General features: G+C 33.9%; 18 protein-coding genes and 1 other annotated feature. Of the genes, 17 read left to right on the forward strand and 1 reads right to left on the reverse strand.

Features of this window, described 5'->3' with window-relative positions:
• The first annotated feature begins 389 nt into the window (after nucleotides 1-389).
• From dnaA to gyrA, 11 genes are all read left to right on the forward strand, one after another.
• The gene (gene dnaA / locus LQ675_RS13155) at nucleotides 390-1,730 is read left to right on the forward strand and encodes a chromosomal replication initiator protein DnaA (RefSeq protein WP_048542887.1); all 1,341 of its coding nucleotides are present in this window, start codon (nucleotides 390-392) and stop codon (nucleotides 1,728-1,730) included.
• A 166-nt stretch (nucleotides 1,731-1,896) separates the two neighbouring features.
• Nucleotides 1,897-3,030: a DNA polymerase III subunit beta gene (gene dnaN, locus LQ675_RS13160; protein ID WP_037589476.1), complete on the forward strand. Its 1,134-nt coding sequence runs from the start codon at nucleotides 1,897-1,899 to the stop codon at nucleotides 3,028-3,030.
• 115 nt (nucleotides 3,031-3,145) lie between these two features.
• The gene (locus tag LQ675_RS13165; RefSeq protein ID WP_048542884.1) at nucleotides 3,146-3,385 is read left to right on the forward strand and encodes a helix-turn-helix transcriptional regulator; all 240 of its coding nucleotides are present in this window, start codon (nucleotides 3,146-3,148) and stop codon (nucleotides 3,383-3,385) included.
• Between the two features lie 5 nt (nucleotides 3,386-3,390).
• Complete coding sequence (locus LQ675_RS13170) at nucleotides 3,391-4,290, forward strand: ABC transporter ATP-binding protein (RefSeq protein ID WP_078354854.1); 900 nt, start codon at nucleotides 3,391-3,393, stop codon at nucleotides 4,288-4,290.
• On the forward strand, nucleotides 4,283-5,527 hold the full coding sequence (locus tag LQ675_RS13175; protein WP_058590718.1) for an ABC transporter permease: 1,245 nt from the start codon (nucleotides 4,283-4,285) through the stop codon (nucleotides 5,525-5,527). The genes LQ675_RS13170 and LQ675_RS13175 overlap by 8 nt, the downstream gene beginning before the upstream one ends.
• A gap of 126 nt (nucleotides 5,528-5,653) precedes the next feature.
• Complete coding sequence (locus LQ675_RS13180) at nucleotides 5,654-6,385, forward strand: DsbA family protein (protein ID WP_058590717.1); 732 nt, start codon at nucleotides 5,654-5,656, stop codon at nucleotides 6,383-6,385.
• 15 nt (nucleotides 6,386-6,400) lie between these two features.
• Nucleotides 6,401-6,814 (forward strand): disulfide oxidoreductase, encoded by a 414-nt coding sequence (locus tag LQ675_RS13185; RefSeq protein ID WP_025906234.1) that lies wholly within the window; start codon nucleotides 6,401-6,403, stop codon nucleotides 6,812-6,814.
• Between the two features lie 304 nt (nucleotides 6,815-7,118).
• Nucleotides 7,119-7,349, forward strand: a complete 231-nt coding sequence (gene yaaA / locus LQ675_RS13190; protein WP_269750679.1) for a S4 domain-containing protein YaaA — start codon at nucleotides 7,119-7,121, stop codon at nucleotides 7,347-7,349.
• A 3-nt stretch (nucleotides 7,350-7,352) separates the two neighbouring features.
• Nucleotides 7,353-8,468 (forward strand): DNA replication/repair protein RecF, encoded by a 1,116-nt coding sequence (gene recF / locus LQ675_RS13195; protein WP_058590716.1) that lies wholly within the window; start codon nucleotides 7,353-7,355, stop codon nucleotides 8,466-8,468.
• 22 nt (nucleotides 8,469-8,490) lie between these two features.
• The gene (gene gyrB / locus LQ675_RS13200) at nucleotides 8,491-10,413 is read left to right on the forward strand and encodes a DNA topoisomerase (ATP-hydrolyzing) subunit B (RefSeq protein WP_025906237.1); all 1,923 of its coding nucleotides are present in this window, start codon (nucleotides 8,491-8,493) and stop codon (nucleotides 10,411-10,413) included.
• Nucleotides 10,414-10,446: 33 nt separating this feature from the next.
• Entirely contained in the window at nucleotides 10,447-13,047 is a 2,601-nt protein-coding gene (gene gyrA / locus LQ675_RS13205; protein WP_078354851.1) for a DNA gyrase subunit A, read from the forward strand.
• Nucleotides 13,048-13,119: 72 nt separating this feature from the next.
• On the opposite strand, the gene LQ675_RS13210 is transcribed toward gyrA, so the two are convergent.
• Entirely contained in the window at nucleotides 13,120-13,929 is an 810-nt protein-coding gene (locus tag LQ675_RS13210; protein ID WP_048542870.1) for an NAD(P)H-hydrate dehydratase, read from the reverse strand.
• Between the two features lie 222 nt (nucleotides 13,930-14,151).
• Between LQ675_RS13210 and hutP the strand changes: the two genes are divergently transcribed.
• From hutP to serS, 6 genes are all read left to right on the forward strand, one after another.
• Nucleotides 14,152-14,589 carry a hut operon transcriptional regulator HutP gene (gene hutP, locus LQ675_RS13215; protein WP_078354850.1) on the forward strand — a complete coding sequence of 146 codons (438 nt, stop codon included), beginning with the start codon at nucleotides 14,152-14,154 and terminating at the stop codon, nucleotides 14,587-14,589.
• A gap of 93 nt (nucleotides 14,590-14,682) precedes the next feature.
• Nucleotides 14,683-16,167, forward strand: coding sequence for a histidine ammonia-lyase (hutH, locus tag LQ675_RS13220; protein ID WP_048542867.1), 1,485 nt, complete (start codon nucleotides 14,683-14,685; stop codon nucleotides 16,165-16,167).
• 27 nt (nucleotides 16,168-16,194) lie between these two features.
• Nucleotides 16,195-17,505, forward strand: a complete 1,311-nt coding sequence (locus LQ675_RS13225; protein ID WP_078354849.1) for a YjiH family protein — start codon at nucleotides 16,195-16,197, stop codon at nucleotides 17,503-17,505.
• A 17-nt stretch (nucleotides 17,506-17,522) separates the two neighbouring features.
• A complete protein-coding gene (hutU, locus tag LQ675_RS13230; protein ID WP_058590712.1) occupies nucleotides 17,523-19,190 on the forward strand; it encodes a urocanate hydratase in 1,668 nt (555 codons plus the stop codon).
• Entirely contained in the window at nucleotides 19,183-20,424 is a 1,242-nt protein-coding gene (gene hutI, locus LQ675_RS13235; protein ID WP_058590711.1) for an imidazolonepropionase, read from the forward strand. The genes hutU and hutI overlap by 8 nt, the downstream gene beginning before the upstream one ends.
• Nucleotides 20,425-20,472: 48 nt before the next feature.
• Nucleotides 20,473-20,668, forward strand: a binding site (T-box leader).
• A gap of 63 nt (nucleotides 20,669-20,731) precedes the next feature.
• Nucleotides 20,732-22,009 carry a serine--tRNA ligase gene (serS, locus tag LQ675_RS13240; protein ID WP_078354847.1) on the forward strand — a complete coding sequence of 426 codons (1,278 nt, stop codon included), beginning with the start codon at nucleotides 20,732-20,734 and terminating at the stop codon, nucleotides 22,007-22,009.
• Nucleotides 22,010-22,060 lie beyond the last annotated feature (51 nt).

Below are 22,060 nucleotides of genomic sequence, written 5' to 3' on the forward strand. Positions count from 1 at the left end.
TTTTAAAAATCAAGAAGAAATTTACAACTTCTATTTATTAAGTTATCCACTTATTCACAATACATAACCAACTTTTTGTGGATAAATTGATTAAGATATATTCTTATTCACAGTATAATCTCATCAAACTGCACATATTCACAGGTATTTGACAACTCGATTTGTTTAAAAGTATAATTGTGTGGATAAGTTATACAAAGCATTGATATTACTGTGATTATTTCACAAATATTTACGTGTAAAGATTGTGGACAAGAGAATTATAAAGTGTAGTTATCCACCGTTTGTGTGTAAGTTGTGGATAATAATTCACAACCTGTGCTTTTCTTTATCAACAATCTTATTTTATGTGTATAACTCAATAAATTTAAATGAGAAAGAGGACTTTTATGAATTCAAAAGAAGAAATTTGGGAGCAAGTGTTATCTATTGCTGAAGATCAAATCGCTTCTGCTGGTTATAATACATGGTTCAAAGGGACTTACTTACATCAAATTGATAGTAAGCGCGCAATAGTTGTTGCACAAAGTCCTTTTGTCGCTGAGTGGTTAACCAATAAATATCATGAACACGTCACAAACTTTATATATGAAGTGATTGGAGACAAAGTTCAAGTTAAATTTATATCAGAAGAAGATTTACAAAGTGAAGATTTCACTGAACAGCCAGAAAAACCTAAAGAAACTGAAGCATATGAAGAAGTTACAAATAGTCAGCTGAACAGTAATAACACTTTTGATACATTCGTTATTGGACCTGGTAACCAGTTCCCGCACGCTGCTTCACTAGCAGTAGCCGAAGAACCAGCCAATGCTTATAATCCGCTTTTCATATATGGAGGCGTCGGTTTAGGAAAGACACATTTAATGCATGCAATTGGTCATTATGTGCTTGAACAAAATCCAAATGCTAACGTTCTATATACATCTAGCGAAAAATTCACAAATGAATTTATTAAGTCTATACGTATGAACGATACGGAAAGCTTTAGAGACAAATATCGAAACATCGATGTGCTCTTAATAGATGACATTCAATTCATTCAAAAGAAAGAGCAAACGCAAGAAGAATTCTTCCATACTTTTAATGATTTACATCAAAATAAAAAGCAAATCGTCATCTCAAGTGACCGTCCGCCTAAAGAAATTCCAACTTTAGAAGATCGTTTAAGAACACGTTTCGAATGGGGATTAATAGTAGATATTACGCCTCCTGACTTTGAGACGAGAATGGCTATTTTACAAAAGAAAATCGAAGAAGAAAACTTAGATATACCTGTTGAAGCTTTAACTTATATCGCTAATTCAATTCAATCCAATATACGTGAATTAGAAGGTGCTTTAACGAGAGTATTAGCGTACTCCAAACTTAGAAATAAACCGATTAATACAGATTTAGTAGCAGAAGCACTTAAAGATATTATTTCATCACCAAGATCTACTAAAATCACGATTCAAGACATTCAACAAGCTGTTGGTAAAATGTATAACGTTAGAATCGAAGACTTTGCTGCTAAGAAACGTACAAAATCAATTGCATATCCGAGACAAATCGCTATGTATCTATCAAGAGAACTTACTGATTTTTCATTACCTAAAATTGGTGAAGAATTTGGTGGACGAGATCATACAACTGTCATCCATGCACATGATAAAATTAAAAAAGATTTAGAAAATAACCCAGAACTCAAAAATGATTTAGAACAACTGGAAAAACAAATTCGTGGATAATGTTGATAAGTTGTGCACATTCATACACAGTTTATCAACATGTGAATAACTTTTATATCACCATTTAAGGCGAGTTATCCACCAATCCACAGCCCCTATGACTATTACTATGATTTTAAAAGATATATAATTAAATATATAACGACTGGAAGGAGTTTTATAAGTTATGAAATTTACAATTCAACGAGATTACTTTCTTAATCAATTGAATGATACATTAAAAGCAATTTCACCAAGAACTACATTACCGATACTTACAGGAATCAAGATAGATGCTACAGATAAAGGCATCATCTTAACAGGATCAGACTCTGAAATATCAATAGAAATAACAATAAATCAAAATATTGATGGTGAAAAAATTGTAGATATTGAAGAAAAAGGTTCTGTAGTACTTCCAGGACGTTTCTTTGTAGATATCGTTAAAAAATTACCAGGTAAAACCGTTAATTTATCAACGAATGATCAATTTAAAACACTGATCACATCAGGACATTCTGAATTTAACGTAAGTGGCTTAGATCCAGATCAATATCCATTATTACCGCAAGTATCTGAAGACGATGCAATTAAATTACCAATTAAAGTATTAAAGAACATTATCGCACAAACGAACTTTGCAGTGTCCACGTCAGAAACACGCCCTGTATTAACAGGTGTTAACTGGCTTATTCAAAACAATGAACTAATCTGTACTGCAACAGATTCACACAGACTTGCATTAAGAAAATTAAAATTAGAAGACGAAGAAATCGATGATAAAAATGTTATTATCCCGGGTAAAGCTTTATCTGAATTAAACAAAATCGTTTCTGATTCTGAAGAAGACATCAATATCTTCTTTGCAAGTAACCAAGTATTATTTAAAGTTGGTCACATTAACTTTATTTCAAGATTACTTGAAGGGAACTATCCAGATACAACAAGACTATTCCCAGAGAACTATGAAACTAAAATCATCTTAGATAATAGTGAGTTCTATCATGCAATAGATCGTGCATCACTATTAGCACGTGAGGGTGGTAACAACGTCATTAAATTATCTACGGATGTTGATAAAGTTGAATTATCATCTACTTCACCAGAAATCGGTACAGTTAAAGAAGATGTATCTACAGACAATGTTGAAGGTGAATCATTAAAAATCTCATTTAACTCTAAATACATGATGGATGCATTAAAAGCTATCGACAACGATGAAGTACAAGTAGAATTCTTTGGTACAATGAGACCGTTTATTCTTAAACCTAAAGACGACGAAACTGTCGTACAACTTATCTTACCAATCAGAACATATTAATAAACATGTAATGGCTGGGACCTAATTTGGGTCTCAGCTATTTTTTGTGTCAAGTTTACTTGACACGGTGTAAAAATTCATATATTGTAAAGTTAACTTGACAGGAAGTGATGAATTGAAAAACAAAGTTTATGAATATCGCACACAGAAAAACATGACACAAAGTGAACTCTCTCGATTGGTTAAAGTGTCTAGACAAACAATCAATTCTATTGAGCGTTACAAATTCAATCCCACGTTAGTACTAGCACATAAGCTTTCTCAAGTGTTCGAAGTATCTATAGATGAATTATTTATTTTCGAAGAAGACGAGAATATAGATATTTCAGAAATAGAATCTAAAGAAAAGGAGTAAACATTATGACATTACTAATTAAAGATGTTTCCAAAAAATTCAATGACTTTACGGCTGTACATGATGTTAATTTGGAAGTTCCTAAAGGTACGATGTATGGATTTTTAGGCGGAAATGGTGCAGGTAAAACGACAACATTTCGTATGATTTTAGGTTTATTACCAAAGACAACTGGAGTTGTGACATTTAACGACAAGCCAATTGACTATAATATGACCAATACGATTGGTTATTTACCTGAAGAAAGAGGATTGCATCCAAAATTAAAAGTTTGGGAGCAAGTGCAATATTTAGCTGAACTAAAAGGCATGAAAAGAAAAGATATTTCAGAAGCATTAGATTATTGGTTGAAACGATTTGATGCATTTGAAAATAAAGAAAAAAAGATCGAAGCATTATCGAAAGGTAATCAACAAAAAGTACAACTGATTGCTGCAATCATTCATAAACCCGAATTATTAATTCTTGATGAACCATTCAGTGGACTTGATCCAGTCAATGTTGAATTGCTTAAAGCTGCTGTTAAAGATTTAAAAGAACAAGGCACAACGATTATATTCAGCTCACATAGAATGGAACATGTAGAAGAACTTTGTGACTATATTTGCATTATGAATAAAGGTAAAGCAGTCGTTGCTGGTTCTCTTGATCAAGTTAAAGATGACTTTGGTAAGAAAGATGTATTTATCGAAGGCGACTATGATTTAGAATTCTTAAAAGACTTTGAAGGTGTAGAAGCATTTAAAACGACTAAAAAAGGCGTTAAAATCACAATTTCTGATGAAAAACATGCAGAAAGTATTTATCAAAATGTGACGAAGTTAGGTTACCTCAAACGATTCCAAGTTGCAGAACCATCTCTAAACGATATCTTTATAGCTAAGGTAGGTGATAAGCATGAATAAATTCTGGCCGACATTTAATTTAACGTATATGCAAAAAGTGAAAAGTAAATCATTTATCATCATGACTGCAATTTTTATGATTTTAATCTTTGCATTAAGTAACATCGACAAAATTATTGATTTCTTTGATAACGATAGTAAAGTTGTTGCGATACAAACAGATAACGATATGATCTATAAAGTATTAGAAAAGCAATATAAACAAAACGATGATATTGAAAAAGTAGAAAAAGTTTCACTCGAAAAAGGTAAAAAAGGTGTTAAAGACGAAAAGTATAAACGTTTAATTCAAGTAAACGTGAATGGTGAAAAAGTAGATGGCACAATTTATGAAAAAGGCAATGTAAGTGAAAGTGAGAAAATGACCTTACAATCAACGCTTAGCCAAATGCAATCATCATTAACAGCGCAAAAATTAAATCTATCAGAAAAAGATTTGAAAACGTTAAATACACCAAGTGATGTGAAGACAGAAGAAATTAAATCGAATGATGAAAAACAATCTAGTGATGTTAATCCGAAAGTTCAAGCACTAAACTCAGCTGTTGTTTACATCATCATTTTCTTATCATTCTTTATCACAATCAATTACGCTAACCAAATCGGTTCAGAAATTGCGACTGAAAAAACAACACGTGTGATTGAAATGATTGTTACAAGTGTGAAACCGTCGATTCATGTATCCGCGAAAATACTCGCAATCATTGCAGTAGCCTTTACACAAATATTCTTTATCATACTTGCAATTGTAATTAGTATATTCGCATTTGATTTGAAAGGACTATTTGAGTCAGCTGGCGTTGAATATGGCTCTGAGACGACGAGAATCATTATTTATGGCGCCGTTTACTTAATTTTGGGTGTTGTATCCTATATTTCATTAGCGGCTATTCTAGGGGCATTAACGAGCCGTATAGAAGATCTTGCTCAATCTATGATGCCAGTTACATTTATTTCATTAGCAGCATTCTATATTGCGATATTTAGTATTTCAAACCCAGATACAATGCTTGTAAAAGTGACAAGCTTTATTCCAATGTTATCGCCAATGGTGATGTTATTAAGAACAACATCAGAAACTACACCTGAATGGCATTTAATTTTAGGAATTGTCATTTCAATCGTTACATGTATCATTCTACTGGTGTTTGCAGCGAAAACGTATCGTGGTAGCGTGCTCACTTATGAAAAAGGCGTTATCAAAAATTTAAAAAATGCATTAAAAATTACTAAATAATTTTTACGAAAATATTAATCACCATTTTGTCACAAAACCTTAATGAATTTTTATTGAATGATATAGAATTTCTTTAAGTGATAGTATAAAATTTATATTATCAACAAAAGAGATTGAGGGATTAATATGGCGAATAAAAATAGTAACAGTAATATTATGTTTTTAATGATAGCAATACTTGTTGTTGTCGTAGGTATCGTATTGCTTGTTGTGTTTGGTGGAAGCGGAAGTGACAACAAAGAAGATAGTCTATTTGATAGAACTGTTAAAGCCACAGACTTATCAAAAGATACAAAAGATAATCCAACACATAAAAAAGATAAAGCTAAAGTTCAAATAGTTGAATTCGGAGATTTTAAATGTCCAGCATGTAAAGCATTTGAAACGAATTACATGGATCAAATAGAAAAAGATTATATCGATAAAGACAAAGTGGAATATAGATTTGTGAACGCACCATTCCACGGTGAAGGATCTGAAATTGGTGGTGCATCAGCACATGCTGTTTATAAAATCGCACCTGATGCATATTGGGATTTCCATAGAGCATTATTTGAAGCACAACCAGATGACCACAATGCAGAAACAGATGACGAATGGTTAGATCTTAAAGTAGTCCAAAAAGCAGTAGACGGATTAGATATTAATAAATCTAAAAAAGATCAAATCATGAAATTAGTGAAAGATAGAAATTCAGAGTCTTATAAACAAATGAAAAATGATTCAGATTTAACAAATAAATACGATGTAGACGTTACACCTACAATTGTAGTAGATGGTAAAGTATTATCAGATCCAATGGATTACGACAAAGTTTCTAAAGCAATCGATCAAGCTATAGAAAAGAAAAATAAGTAAAAATAGGTGATATATTTGAAGCAACAATATGCACTATTTATTTCCTGGGTAATAGCTTTAGTAGCTATGTTAGGTAGTTTATACTTTAGTGAGATACGACAATTTGTCCCATGTACAATGTGCTGGTATCAAAGAATCTGTATGTATCCACTCGTGTTAATACTCGGAATTGGCTCATTCCAAAATGATTTTAATGTTAAAAAAATAGCCCTACCTTTATCAATCATTGGACTATTGATATCCACATGGCATTACTTAGAGCAAAAAGTACCAGGATTTGCAGAAATCAAACCATGTACACAAGGTGTTCCATGTTCATCAGAGTATATTAATGTATTTGGCTTCATCACAATTCCATTTTTAGCAGGAACAGCATTCCTGTTAATCAGTTTGATTTTAATTTTTACAAAGAAAGATAAAGCAATATAAATATTTAGAAAGCTGAGACAAAGATCATTGTCTCAGCTTTTTCGTGTGAAAGTTTAAGGATAGGGCGTCTATAGTAACAAAAGTCGCGTGAAGTGTAACTAACAGGCGCCATAGTATCTCACTATACTCGTTAGCTATACTTTTTTGATTTTATTATGAAAATAATGTTTAAGTTCCGGACTTAATTTTTCACTTAGAATATAAATATTTTGAAGATTAATTTATCTTAAAATGAATTGTGCGTAAAAGCATGATTTTTTGGTGAAAAAAAGGTATAATATAGAGATGACTAATTAAGATTGGAGTGAAGATAGTGGTACAAGATATCTCAGTAAAAGACGATATTACTTTAGGTCAATTCCTAAAAAATGAAGGCGTCATTGGAACGGGTGGTCAGGCTAAATGGTTCCTCCAAGATGAAGAAGTATTAATAAATGGTGAACGTGAAACTCGTCGTGGAAAAAAATTACATGATGGTGATTTAGTCGAAATTCCTTCTGAAGGTCAATTTCGTATTAACCATCTCAGTGAATAGATTATGATATTACAGAAACTTACTTTAACTCATTATAGAAATTATGATAAATGTACACTTGATTTTAATTCCAATGTTAATATATTAATTGGTGAGAACGCGCAAGGTAAGACGAATTTATTAGAATCTATCTATACTTTAGCACTAGCTAAAAGTCATAGGACTTCGAATGATAAAGAACTCATACAGTTTGGTGAAGAGTATGGTAAAATAGAAGGTGAACTAAGTTATCGCCACGGCTCAATGCCTATTTCTTTAATCATTACGAAAAAAGGCAAAAAGGCGAGAGTTAATCATCTAGAACAGAGCCGATTAACGCAGTATATTGGTCACTTAAATGTGGTGTTGTTCGCACCAGAAGATTTAAATATTGTAAAAGGTAGCCCGCAAATCAGACGACGTTTTATTGATATGGAACTCGGTCAGATGTCTGCGGTCTATTTAAATCATTTATCTAATTATCAAAGATTACTTAAACAAAAAAATCATTACCTCAAACAATTACAAATTGGGAAAATGAAAGATCGAACGATGTTAGAAGTATTCAATGAACAATTTTCAGAAGCGGCAGCAAATGTGACTTTGAAACGTGCGCACTTTATTCGTGAATTAGAAAAGATTGCCGAAGTGATTCATCAAGGCATTACGAGCGAAAAAGAAAGTTTAAAGGTTCAATACGAGCCGAATATTAAACTGTCAGAAACATATCAAGATGTACCTGGACTTAAAAATGTTTTTTGTTCGTTGCTTAATGATTCAATGGATAAAGAGATTGAGCGTGGAAGTGCACGGTTTGGACCGCATAGAGACGACATTAGTTTTCATGTTAATGATATGAATGTACAAACTTATGGTTCTCAAGGACAGCAACGTACGACAGCATTATCCATAAAGCTTGCTGAGATTGAGTTGATTAATCAAGTTGTTGGTGAATATCCAATTCTACTGTTAGACGATGTGCTAAGTGAACTTGATGATAATCGACAAACCCATTTATTAAGTACAATTCAAGAGAAGGTACAAACGTTTGTAACAACAACATCTGTTGATGGAATAGAGCATGAGATTATGAAAGATGCCAAGGTATTTAACGTATCTAAAGGCAATATTATTGAGTAGATGAAAGTGAAGGTGGAAATACGTGTCAGAACAAAATAACGCTTCAAGTTATGGTGCAGATCAGATACAAGTATTAGAAGGTTTAGAGGCAGTCCGTAAACGCCCTGGTATGTATATAGGTTCTACATCTGCAAGAGGATTACATCATCTCGTTTGGGAAATTGTAGATAACAGTATCGATGAAGCATTAGCTGGATATGCAGATCATGTTGAACTTGTAATAGAAAAGGACAATTGGATTAAAGTAACAGATAACGGTAGAGGTATACCTGTTGATATTCAAGAGAAAATGGGACGTCCTGCTGTAGAAGTTATCTTAACAGTACTTCATGCCGGTGGTAAATTTGGCGGTGGCGGATACAAAGTATCTGGTGGTTTACACGGTGTAGGTTCATCTGTCGTAAATGCGTTATCTTCTAATTTAGAAGTTTACGTTCACCTTAATAATAAAATTTATCATCAAGCATATGAAAGAGGCGTACCAGCATTTGATTTGAAAGTCATTGGTGATACAGATCATACAGGTACAACAATACGCTTTAAAGCTGACGGTGAAATCTTTACTGAAACAACTGAATATGACTATGAAACATTACAAAAACGTATTCGTGAATTAGCATTCTTAAATAAAGGTATCCAAATTTCTTTGAGAGATGAAAGAGATGATGAAAACATCCAAGAAGATTCATACCACTATGAAGGCGGTATTAAATCTTATGTTGAAATGTTAAATAAATCTAAAGAAGTACTATATGATGAGCCAATTTATATTCACGATACTAAAGATGACGTAGAAGTTGAAATTGCAATTCAATATAACAACGGTTTTGCGACGAATTTATTAACTTATGCGAACAACATTCATACTTATGAAGGTGGTACGCATGAGGATGGATTTAAACGTGCATTAACGCGTGTTATTAACAGCTATGGTATTAAGAATAAGCTTCTTAAAGAAGGAGAAGAAAAGCTTTCTGGTGAAGACGTACGTGAAGGTATGACTGCTGTTGTATCTGTTAAACACGGTGATCCTCAATTCGAAGGTCAAACAAAGACTAAATTAGGTAACTCAGAAGTACGTCAAATCGTTGACAAATTATTCTCTGAACTCTTTGAACGATTCTTATTAGAGAATCCAAACGTGGCAAGAATTATTGTTGATAAAGGTGTCATGGCTTCTAGAGCACGTCTTGCCGCTAAAAAAGCGAGAGAAGTTACAAGACGTAAATCTGCATTAGAAGTTTCAAGCTTACCTGGTAAACTTGCAGACTGTTCAAGTAAGAAACCTGAAGAATGTGAATTATATATCGTTGAGGGTGACTCTGCCGGGGGCTCTGCTAAATTAGGTCGTGACTCTAAGACACAAGCGATTCTACCGTTACGTGGTAAGATTTTAAACGTTGAAAAAGCACGTTTAGATAGAATTTTAGGTAATAACGAAATTCGTGCCATGATTACAGGACTAGGAACAGGTATTGGTGGAGAGTTTGATATTAGTAAAGCGAGATATCATAAATTAGTTATCATGACAGATGCCGATGTCGATGGTGCCCATATTAGAACGTTATTATTAACATTCTTCTATAGATTTATGAGACCACTTATTGAAGCGGGTTATGTATACATTGCACAACCACCTTTATACAAAGTTGAACAAGGTAAGAAAAAATATTATGTATTTAACGATAGAGAATTAGATAAATTAAAAGAAGAACTTAGCTCAACACCGAAATTGTCTATAGCACGTTATAAAGGTCTTGGAGAGATGAATGCTGATCAATTGTGGGAAACAACAATGAATCCTGAACATCGTTCAATGCTTCAAGTAACACTAACAGATGCGATAGAAGCTGACGAAACTTTTGAAATGCTTATGGGAGATGTTGTTGAGTTTCGTCGTCAATTTATTGAAGAAAATGCCGAATACGCAACGTTAGATATATAAAGCATCATTTACGATTTAAGGAGGATATGATTAATGGCTGAAATACCACAATCAAGAGTTAGTGAACGTAACATCAGTAAAGAAATGAAAGAATCATTCTTAGACTATGCAATGAGTGTAATTGTATCTCGTGCATTACCCGATGTTAGAGACGGTTTAAAACCAGTTCATAGACGTATTTTATATGGTATGAATGATCAAGGTATGACTTCAGACAAACCTTACAAGAAGTCTGCACGTATTGTTGGTGACGTAATGGGTAAATATCACCCACACGGTGACTCATCTATTTATGAAGCAATGGTACGTATGGCACAAGACTTTAGTTATAGATATCCATTAGTAGATGGCCAAGGGAACTTTGGTTCTATGGATGGTGATGGTGCTGCTGCAATGCGTTATACAGAAGCACGTATGGCTAAAATCACAAGTGAATTATTAAGAGATATCAATAAAGATACGATTGATTTCCAAGACAACTACGATGGAAATGAAAGAGAGCCGGTAGTCTTACCTGCAAGATTCCCTAATTTATTGGTGAATGGTACATCAGGTATCGCAGTTGGTATGGCAACAAATATTCCACCTCATAACTTAAATGAAGTTATAGACGGCGTATTAGCGCTTAGTCATAACCCAGAAATTACAACAAATGAGTTAATGGATATCGTTCAAGGTCCTGACTTCCCAACAGCTGGTTTAATTATGGGTAGAAGCGGAATTAGACGTGCATACGAAACTGGTCGTGGATCAATCTTAATGAGAGCTCGTTCTGAAATTGAAGTTATGAAAAATGGTAAGGAACGTATCGTCGTATCTGAAATACCTTACCAAGTTAATAAAGCAAGATTAATCGAGAAAATTGCTGAATTAGCGCGTGATAAGAAAATTGAAGGTATTACAGACTTAAGAGATGAAACAAGCTTAAAAGTCGGTGTACGTATTGTTATAGAAGTTAGAAAAGATGCAAATGCTAATGTTATTCTGAACAATCTATATAAACAAACACCATTACAAACATCATTTGGTGTGAATATGATTGCACTAGTTGATGGTAAACCTAAATTATTAGGCTTACGTGCAGTTCTATATCATTATTTAGAACACCAAAAAGATGTCGTAACAAGACGTACGAAATATAACTTGAAAAAAGCTCAAGATAGAGCGCATATTCTAGAAGGATTAAGAATTGCGTTAGATCATATCGATGAAATCATTACATTAATTCGTGAATCACAAAGTGACTCAGAAGCGATGGAAGGTTTACAAAATCGTTTCAACCTATCTGAAAGACAAGCGCAAGCGATTTTAGATATGCGTTTACGTCGTTTAACTGGTTTAGAACGCGACAAAATCGAAAAAGAATATCAAGATTTACTTAAACTTATTGAAGAATTAAAAGAGATTTTAAGTGATGAAGAAAAATTACTAGAAATCATCCGAGAAGAAATTACTGAAATAAGAGATAAATATGGTGATGAGCGTCGTACAGAAATTACGGCAGCGGGTCTTGATCAAATTGAAGATGAAGACTTAATCCCAGAAGAACAAATCGTTATTTCATTAAGTCATAACAACTATATTAAACGATTACCGGTATCTACATATCGTTCACAAAATAGAGGTGGACGTGGTGTACAAGGTATGAATACGATAGAAGATGACTTTGTTAGCCAACTCGTAACTTTAAGTACACATGATAATGTCTTATTCTTTACGAATAAAGGTCGTGTATACAAACTTAAGGGTTATGAAATTCCTGAAATGTCTAGACAATCTAAAGGCTTACCAATCGTTAATGCTTTAGAAATCGATAAAGATGAAATGATTAGTACAATGATAGCTGTTAAAGACTTATCAAGTGAAGAAGATTACTTAGTCTTTGCTACTAAACATGGTACAGTTAAACGTTCTAAATTATCTAATTTCTCACGAATTAACAAAAACGGTAAAATTGCAATCAACTTTAAAGAAGGCGACGAGCTTATTGCGGTTAGACTGACGGATGGTACGAAAGAAATCATTATTGGTACGAAACATGCATCATTGATACGCTTTGATGAATCTAAATTACGCCCATTAGGAAGAACAGCAGCTGGCGTGAAGGGTATTACATTAAGAGAAGATGATGAAGTTATTGGATTAGATGTAACAGATGAAGATCAACAAGATGAAATACTTATCGTAACTGAAAAAGGTTATGGTAAACGTACTTCAGCTGATCAATATCGTATTTCTAATAGAGGTGGTAAAGGTATTAAGACTGCCACGCTAACTGAGAAGAATGGTAACCTTGTTTGTATCACAACTGTCAACGGTGACGAAGACTTGATGATTGTTACAAATTCAGGTGTTATTATTAGACTACACGTAGCGGATATCTCTCAAAATGGTAGAAGTGCTCAAGGTGTAAGATTAATTCGTTTAGGTGATAATCAACATGTGGCAACAGTAGCTAAAGTTGAACCAGACGAAAATGAAATTGCAGAATCACCAGTTGAAGGTGTGTTAGAAGAAACAACAGAGACTGAAGTTGTTGAAACTGAAACACAAGATGGTAAAGAAGATTTAAGAGAAGACTTCATTGAACGTGTGAATGAAGACATCGAAGAACAAGATAATAACGAAGAATAATATATAAAAGAAGCATATCACAATCTTACTGATCATCATCAGTAGCGTGATATGCTTTTTTATTTTAAATATTTATGCTTCGAATGATTTCATAGCATATGGAATTTCATCTATAAGTTTGGATGGCGGTACGATATACATATCTTTAGAAAGCTTTTCACCAATATAACTGTGAATATAAGTTGCGTTAATAACCGCTTCTTCTAACTCAAATTGTCCAACGAAACTTGTGATCATACCTGCTAACGTATCTCCCATTCCACCTGTTGCCATAGCAGGTGTACCGATAGATAATTTATATTCATGATCTTTAAAGAATAATTCAGTACCATGTTTTTTCAATACGACTGTTGCATTTAAAGCATCAACCGCTTCTTTATTGTTTTCATATGTTTGTTCTTCAATCGGGATATTACTCAGTCTTTCCCATTCTTTTTGATGAGGTGTAAAGATAATCTCACATTCAGGTAAAGTATGCTTTAACTTACTTAAAATTGTAATAGCATCTCCATCAATAATTAATGTTTGGTGTGGCTGAATATTCTGAAATAGAAATGTTAATGTGTTATTCCCTTTAAAATCTAAACCGAGACCTGGACCAATTAATATACAATCCGATTGCTCAATTAATTTGGAAAGCTTTTTTAAATCAGTGATATCTGAAACCATTGCTTCAGGACATCTTGAATGTAATGCAGCAAAATTTGATGAATGTGTAGAAACGGTTATAAGCCCACTACCACTAAAAACACATGCCCTAGCTGCTAAAATAATAGCCCCACCTAAATTAGCATTACCTCCGATTAATAATATCCTACCATAATCCCCTTTGTGAGATTCTTGTTCTCTTTTTGGAATTGTGACAGATGAAATAGTCTTCATATTAACCCACCTTCAAATAATTGTACGATTTATTATGCCACTTAAAGTTGAAATTGAACAGTGTATTTTCTAAAAGATCACAAAGAAATTACTTTAACAGACTAATATATTAATCAATCACTGAGTTATGGATGTTCTAAAAAGTATTGTCAGAAAATTTCTGAAAGCGTATACTTAAAATAAATATAGACATTAGTTATTAGATAAGATAGGAGCTTTCACATGACTGAACAAATATCAATTGGCAAGTATGCTACGTTATTAACAATCACAGATGAACAAACAGCAAAGCAGTTAATGCCTCAATGTCATGACATGCGATTTATTGTAGGCAAAATTGGTACGATGTCATTAAATAAAATTATTTCATCTGTTGAAACAGCAGCTAGAAGACAAGGGATTATTTCGGAAAGTCAGTATAGAGAAACACACGCGTTATACCATGCGATTTTAGAAGCGGTGAATGGTATTACAAGAGGTGAATTATCTATTGGTGAAATTATGCGAACGGTTGGTTTGAAATTTTCAATAGTAAGAGGTTATCCTTATCAAGATAAAACAGAAGGTGAATGGATAGCTGTGAGTTTATATGGCACAATCGGCGCACCTATTAAAGGTAAAGAGCATGAAACAATTGGATTAGGTATTAATCATATATAAGACATAGAAACACCTATTAGATACTAGATAGAAGAAAGGTGCAACAAATTTAGGTTTGTTGTATTTTTTGTGTCCTAAAAAGGAGTGTTTTCAGTGAATTTAGTATTGAATGGTAAAGAATTAACAATTCAAGACATTAAACAATTCTTAAAAGAAAATGGTCAAATATCCATTTCAGAAGAGGCATTAGTTAATGTCAGAAAAAGTCGTGAAACAGTTGAAAAAATCATTAAAAATAAAGAAACGATTTATGGTATTACGACTGGTTTCGGATTATTTAGTGATGTGCTAATAGAACAAGAAAAATATAACGATTTACAAGTCAATTTAATTCGTTCTCATTCTTGTGGTACAGGTAAACCATTTCCTGATAATGTGTCATTAATCATGATGGTTTTAAGGTTAAATACTATGTTAAAAGGACATTCAGGTGTTACTGAGCAACTTGTAGCGTTACTTGTAGAATTTATTAATCGAAGAATTATCCCTGTCATACCTGAGCAAGGATCATTAGGTGCTTCAGGAGATTTAGCGCCATTATCTCATTTAGCTTTAGCCTTAATTGGCGAAGGAGATGTCCATTATAAAGGTGAAACAAGAAATGCGAAAGAAGTCTTACACGAAGTAGGATTAGAGCCACACTCATTACAAGCAAAAGAAGGATTAGCCCTTATAAACGGTACACAAGCTATGACATCTCAAGGTGTGATTGCATATATTGAAGCTGAAAATATTGCGCATCATGCAGAATGGATTGCTGCTTTAACGCATCAAGCACTGAACGGTATTGTAGACGCATATGATGAACATGTGCATATCGTAAGAAACTTTAACGAACAAGTTGAAGTAGCAGAGCGTATGAGAAATTGGTTAGAAGGTTCTAAATTAACAACTAAACAAGGTGAAGTGCGCGTGCAAGATGCATACACATTGAGATGTATACCTCAAATTCACGGTGCAAGCTTCCAAGTACTGAATTATGTAAAAGAAAAATTAGAATTTGAAATGAATGCAGCTAATGATAATCCGTTGATTTTTGATAATGATGATGAAACTCTTGTAATATCAGGTGGTAACTTCCACGGGCAACCCATTGCATTTGCCGTTGATTTCTTAAAAATAGGTGTCGCTGAGTTAGCGAATGTATCAGAAAGAAGACTTGAAAGATTAGTTAATCCACAACTCAATGGAGGCTTACCAGCATTCTTAAGTCCAGAGCCAGGATTACAAAGTGGTGCTATGATTATGCAATATGCAGCAGCATCACTCGTTTCAGAGAATAAGACATTAGCACATCCAGCAAGCGTTGATTCAATACCATCATCTGCAAACCAAGAGGACCATGTATCAATGGGAACGATTGGTGCTAGGCATGCTTATCAGATAATCCAAAATGTAAGAAGAGTCATTTCAATAGAGTGTATCATCGCTTTACAAGCTGTAGAAATTAAAGGGGTAGAGAAACTGTCGCCTAAGACAAAAGAGAAATACGATGAATTAAGAGCGATTGTTCCTTCAATAACACAAGATAGAGTATTCCATCATGATATAGAGAAAGTTTGTGAATATTTAAGATAATCATTTAACAAACAAAGGGGTTTTGTGATGAATAATCAACAACTAAACAACAAAGGTAAGGATATGTGGAGGTTTTATGTATTTAGTTTATTAGGAATTATATTATTTTTTGTTCCTATAACGATTGGTAAGAATAATACGATACTAGTAGACCATATACATTTATCATTGCGTTCATTATTAGGAGGATATACTGCTTATTATGCTTTAATCATTATATTAATTGGCGCAATATTACCTATCATAAGAATGGATTTTAAAAAGTCAGTGACAGATTTTATTTTAGTTGTCGTGAAAATCATCGGTGCAATAATAGGGTGTATGTACGTCTTTAATATAGGACCGAAACTATTATTTCAGCCTAACTATGGGCCATTCTTATTTGAAAAGTTAATGTTACCACTAAGTATATTGATTCCTGTAGGTGCCATTGCATTATCATTTTTAGTAGGTTATGGACTCTTAGAATTTATTGGGGTCTTTATGCAACCTATTATGAGACCAATATTTAAGACACCTGGAAAGTCTGCTGTTGATGCAGTAGCTTCATTCGTTGGAAGTTACTCATTAGGCTTATTGATCACAAATAGAGTGTATAAAGATGGCATGTATAACAAGAAAGAAGCAGTTATCATTGCGACTGGATTTTCTACAGTGTCAGCAACATTTATGGTAATTGTCGCAAGGACACTAAATATAATGGATATGTGGAATTTATTCTTTTGGTCGACATTAGTTATTACATTTGCTGTGACTGCAATTTCTGCACATTTACCACCGATTTCAAGAGAATCGGAAGCATATTACAATAACCAAGAAGGTCAAAAAGAAGTAAAAGTCCAAGGTAGTTATATTAAAACAGCTTATACAGAAGCAAAAAGACAATCACACCAATCATTAACATTATTTAAAAATATCATGACCAATTTAAAAGATGGTATAGAGATGACAATGGCTATACTACCCTCTATCCTATCAATCGGATTTCTAGGTTTAGTATTAGCTAATTTCACACCTATTATTGATTGGCTAAGTTATATATTTTATCCATTTATTTATATTTTTCCAATAGATGATAAACCGTTATTAGCAAAAGCTTCAACGATTTCAATTATAGAAATGTTTTTACCTTCTCTTCTAGTTGTTAAAGCATCAATTGAAGTGAAGTTTGTTACAGCAATTACAAGTATCTCAGCAATTATATTCTTCTCTGCTTTGGTACCTTGTATTTTAGCAACAGATATCAAAATTCCAATATGGAAGTTAGTAGTGATTTGGTTTATCCGTGTTGCACTTACTTTATTAATTGCAATACCATTTAGTTTATTAATATTTTAGAAAAGGGGAAATGAGATATGTCTAGAGCAATTAAAGCGAAAAAAGGTTTAGAAATTGAGTGTAAAGGTTGGGAACAAGAAGCGGTTCTAAGAATGTTATACAACAACCTTGATCCTGAGGTTGCGGAACATCCTGAGAAGTTAGTTGTATATGGTGGTATTGGTAAAGCTGCGCGTAACTGGGAAAGTTTCGACGCGATTGTTGATACGTTAAGAAGATTAGAGAATGATGAAACGATGCTTGTTCAATCTGGTAAGCCAGTTGCTGTTTTCAAAACGCATGAAGAAGCACCTCGTGTATTATTATCAAACTCTGTATTAGTACCTAAATGGGCTAACTGGGAACATTTCCATGAATTAGATAAAAAAGGGCTTATGATGTACGGTCAAATGACTGCTGGAAGCTGGATTTATATCGGTTCTCAAGGTATTGTTCAAGGTACTTACGAGACGTTTGCTGAATGTGCGAACCAGCATTTTGGAGGATCATTAAAAGGTACGATTACGTTAACAGCTGGATTAGGCGGTATGGGTGGTGCGCAACCATTAGCTGTAACGATGAATGGTGGGGTCGCTATCTGTGTAGACGTCGATCCGTCTAGAATTGAAAAACGTATCGAAACAAGATATTGCGATGTTATGACAGATTCATTAGATGAAGCTTTAGAAAAAGCAGAAGAAGCTAAAAAAGCGGGTAAACCTTTATCAATAGGTTTAGTAGGTAATGCTGCTGAAATTCATCATGAAATCTTAAATAGGGGATTTAAAATTGATATCGTGACTGACCAAACTTCTGCACATGATCCATTAAACGGTTATGTGCCTGAAGGATATTCACTTGAAGAAGCGGATAAACTTCGTGAAAGTGACCCTAAAAAATACGTAGAATTGTCTTCAGCATCTATGAGAAAACATGTAGAAGCAATGTTATTATTCCAAAAAAATGGTGCTGTTGCATTTGACTATGGTAATAATATTAGACAAGTAGCATTTGATGAAGGTTTAGAAAATGCATTTGATTTCCCAGGATTTGTACCTGCATATATCCGTCCATTATTCTGTGAAGGTAAAGGACCATTTAGATTTGCTGCTTTAAGTGGCGACCCTAAAGATATTGAAAGAGCAGACGAATTAATGCGCGAACTCTTCCCTGAAGACGAAAAATTAATGCGCTGGTTGGATATGGCAAGTGAAAAAATTGCTTTCCAAGGCTTACCTTCAAGAATTGCATGGCTTGGTTACGGCGAACGTGCAAAAATGGGATTAGCATTAAATGAACTTGTTAGAAAAGGTGAAATATCAGCACCAATCGTTATTGGACGTGACCACTTAGATTCAGGTTCAGTAGCATCACCAAATAGAGAAACAGAATCAATGAAAGACGGATCAGATGCTGTAGGTGACTGGGCAATCTTAAATGCACTTGTAAACACAGCTGCAGGTGGTTCTTGGATTTCAGTTCACCATGGTGGCGGTGTAGGTATGGGATACTCATTACACGCTGGTATGGTCGTTGTAGCAGACGGTAGTGAACGCGCTGATAGAAGACTAGGCAGAGTATTAACAACTGATCCAGGTATGGGTGTAGCAAGACATGCTGATGCAGGATATGACATTGCAATTGATACTGCAAAAGAAAGAAACGTAGATATTCCAATGTTAAAGGAGAAAGATAACCATGAATGATATCATAATCCAAAATATAGGCGAATTAATTTTACCGAAGAAAACTGACGGACCTCTTAAAGGGAAAGCTTTAAATGAATTAAATATTATCAAGAATGGCACAGTTGTTATAAATGAAGGTAAAGTCGTTTATGCAGGTGATCATACTGAAGAATTTGAAGCTAAAGAAGTCATTGATGCCACTCATAAAGTCGTATCACCAGGCTTAGTAGACGCACATACACACTTAGTGTTTGGTGGATCTAGAGAACATGAAATGGCACTTAAACAACAAGGGGTAAGTTATCTTGATATCTTGAAACAAGGTGGCGGTATTTTAAGTACGGTTGAAGCGACTCGTGAATCAAGTGAAGAAACACTATACGAAAAATCTAAAAAAGAAATTATTAGAATGATTCAATTCGGTACGACAACTGTAGAAGCTAAAAGTGGTTACGGTTTAGATAAAGCAACTGAATTAAAACAATTAAATGTGGCACATCAATTAGCGCAAGACTTACCGATTCGAATGAAACATACATTTTTAGGACCACACGCAGTGCCTAAAGATGCGAAAGACAATGCAACATTCTTACAAGAAATGATTGATTTATTAGATGATGTGAAAGATAAAGCTGACTTCGCGGATATCTTCTGTGAAACAGGTGTGTTCACAATTGATGAATCAAGACGTTATATGCAAGCAGCAAAAGATAAAGGTTTAAAAGTTAAAATTCATGCTGATGAAATCGATCCACTTGGTGGACTAGGGTTAGCGATAGATGAAGGTGCAATATCTGCAGACCATCTCGTAGCTTCTAGTGAAGAAGATAAGGCAGCGTTAAAAGACAGTGCCACTGTAGCTGTATTATTGCCAGGCACAACGTTCTATTTAGGTAAAGATCAATATGCAGATGCAAGAGGTATGATTGATCATAATGGTGCTGTTGCAATTGCGACAGACTTCAATCCAGGTAGCTGTGTTACGGACAATCTTCAACTTGTAATGAGTATTGCGGCATTAAAGCTTAAGCTTACGCCTAATGAAATTTGGAATGCTGTTACAGTTAATGCAGCTAAAGCAATTGATGCAGAAGCAGGTACACTTGAAGTTGGCGATCAAGCTGATGTAGTTGTATGGGATATTCCAAACCATGAATATTTACCATATCATTACGGTGTAAATCATGCCGAAACAGTCATCATTAACGGCAAAAAAGTCTATGAAAACACAGGTCTCTTGACTGAATCATAAGTATAGCTTGAAAATATGATATCAATTTGATATATTTATGTTAATTTAATAACTATATTGTTTAGGAATAAGTAATTTAAGCGTACATGTATAGAGAGCTTGTGGTTGGTGTAAACAAGTCATGAAACTTAAACGAATCTATCCTTTTAAGAAGAACAATCGGTAGAAACCGTTATATGACTTAGAGTGCAGTTTTTAATAACTGTTAAATAGGGTGGCAACGCGTAAGCACCACGTCCCTTGTGTAACAACGAGGAACGTGGTGCTTTTTTCTTAAACAATTATAGTATAAGAGGGAGGAAATATTATGTTAGACATAAGATTAATTAGGTCTGAACCGGAATTTGTTAAAGATAAAGTAGCCAAAAGAGGTGACGATCCAAAGGTCATCGATGAAATTTTAGAATTAGACAAAAAACGCCGTGAACTCATTGCTCAAACAGAAGAACTTAAATCACGTCGTAATAAAGTAAGCGGTGAAATTGCGCAGAAGAAACGCAATAAAGAAAATGCAGACGATGTTATTTTAGAAATGCGTCAAGTTGGCGATCAAATTAAAGAAATCGACCAAAATTTAAATCAATTAAATGAAGATGTTACGTACAGATTAGTAAGAATTCCTAATTTAATTAGTGATGAAACACCAGTCGGTAAAGATGAAGATGATAATGTAGAAGTACGTAAATGGGGTACACCACGTCAATTTGATTTTGAATCTAAAGCGCACTGGGATTTAGTTGAAAATCTTAAGATGGCAGACTTTGAAAGAGCTGCTAAAGTATCAGGTGCACGCTTCGTATTCTTAACAGGCAAAGGTGCACAACTTGAAAGAGCACTTATGAACTTCATGGTAACAATGCATACAACGCAACATGGTTATACTGAAATGATGGTGCCTCAACTTGTAAACGCAGATTCTATGTTTGGTACTAGCCAATTGCCTAAATTTGAAGAAGATTTATTTAAAGTAGAAAAAGAAGGATTATATACAATTCCAACTGCTGAAGTACCTTTAACAAACTTCTATCGTGATGAAGTGTTACAAGATGAACAATTCCCAATTAAATTTACAGGGCAATCTGCATGTTTCAGAAGCGAAGCTGGATCAGCAGGTAGAGATACAAGAGGTTTAATTAGATTACACCAATTTAATAAAGTTGAAATGGTGAGATATGAAAGACCTGAAGATTCATTTAAAGCACTAGAAGAATTAACTCAACACGCTGAAAATATTTTACAAGCTTTAGAATTACCATACAGAACTGTGAACTTATGTACAGGGGATATTGGATTTGGAAGTTCTAAAACATATGATATAGAAGTATGGCTACCAAGTTACAACGATTATAAAGAAATCAGTTCATGTTCAAATATGACAGATTTCCAAGCACGAAGAGCAAATATAAGATTTAAACGAAGCAAAGATGCGAAACCAGAATACGTACACACACTAAACGGAAGTGGATTAGCAGTAGGTCGTACATTTGCTGCAATCGTTGAAAACTACCAAAATGAAGACGGTACAATCACTGTACCTGAAGTATTAGTACCATTTATGGGCGGCTTAAAAACAATTGAATTATAAGTGAGTTAAATCTCACAAAAAGGGTAATCATATATTGGTTACTCTTTTTTT

It is taken from the genome of Mammaliicoccus sp. D-M19 (genome assembly GCF_022386695.1).
Lineage (GTDB): Bacteria > Bacillota > Bacilli > Staphylococcales > Staphylococcaceae > Mammaliicoccus > Mammaliicoccus sciuri.

Bases quoted from the DNA above. Each gene is read 5' to 3' on its own strand.
- dnaA (WP_048542887.1), top strand. From the start codon at position 390: ATGAATTCAAAAGAAGAAATTTGGGAGCAAGTGTTATCTATTGCTGAA.
- dnaN (WP_037589476.1), top strand. From the start codon at position 1,897: ATGAAATTTACAATTCAACGAGATTACTTTCTTAATCAATTGAATGAT.
- LQ675_RS13170 (WP_078354854.1), top strand. From the start codon at position 3,391: ATGACATTACTAATTAAAGATGTTTCCAAAAAATTCAATGACTTTACG.
- LQ675_RS13175 (WP_058590718.1), top strand. From the start codon at position 4,283: ATGAATAAATTCTGGCCGACATTTAATTTAACGTATATGCAAAAAGTG.
- LQ675_RS13180 (WP_058590717.1), top strand. From the start codon at position 5,654: ATGGCGAATAAAAATAGTAACAGTAATATTATGTTTTTAATGATAGCA.
- recF (WP_058590716.1), top strand. From the start codon at position 7,353: ATGATATTACAGAAACTTACTTTAACTCATTATAGAAATTATGATAAA.
- gyrA (WP_078354851.1), top strand. From the start codon at position 10,447: ATGGCTGAAATACCACAATCAAGAGTTAGTGAACGTAACATCAGTAAA.
- LQ675_RS13210 (WP_048542870.1), bottom strand. From the start codon at position 13,929: ATGAAGACTATTTCATCTGTCACAATTCCAAAAAGAGAACAAGAATCT.
- hutP (WP_078354850.1), top strand. From the start codon at position 14,152: ATGACTGAACAAATATCAATTGGCAAGTATGCTACGTTATTAACAATC.
- LQ675_RS13225 (WP_078354849.1), top strand. From the start codon at position 16,195: ATGAATAATCAACAACTAAACAACAAAGGTAAGGATATGTGGAGGTTT.
- hutU (WP_058590712.1), top strand. From the start codon at position 17,523: ATGTCTAGAGCAATTAAAGCGAAAAAAGGTTTAGAAATTGAGTGTAAA.
- hutI (WP_058590711.1), top strand. From the start codon at position 19,183: ATGAATGATATCATAATCCAAAATATAGGCGAATTAATTTTACCGAAG.
- serS (WP_078354847.1), top strand. From the start codon at position 20,732: ATGTTAGACATAAGATTAATTAGGTCTGAACCGGAATTTGTTAAAGAT.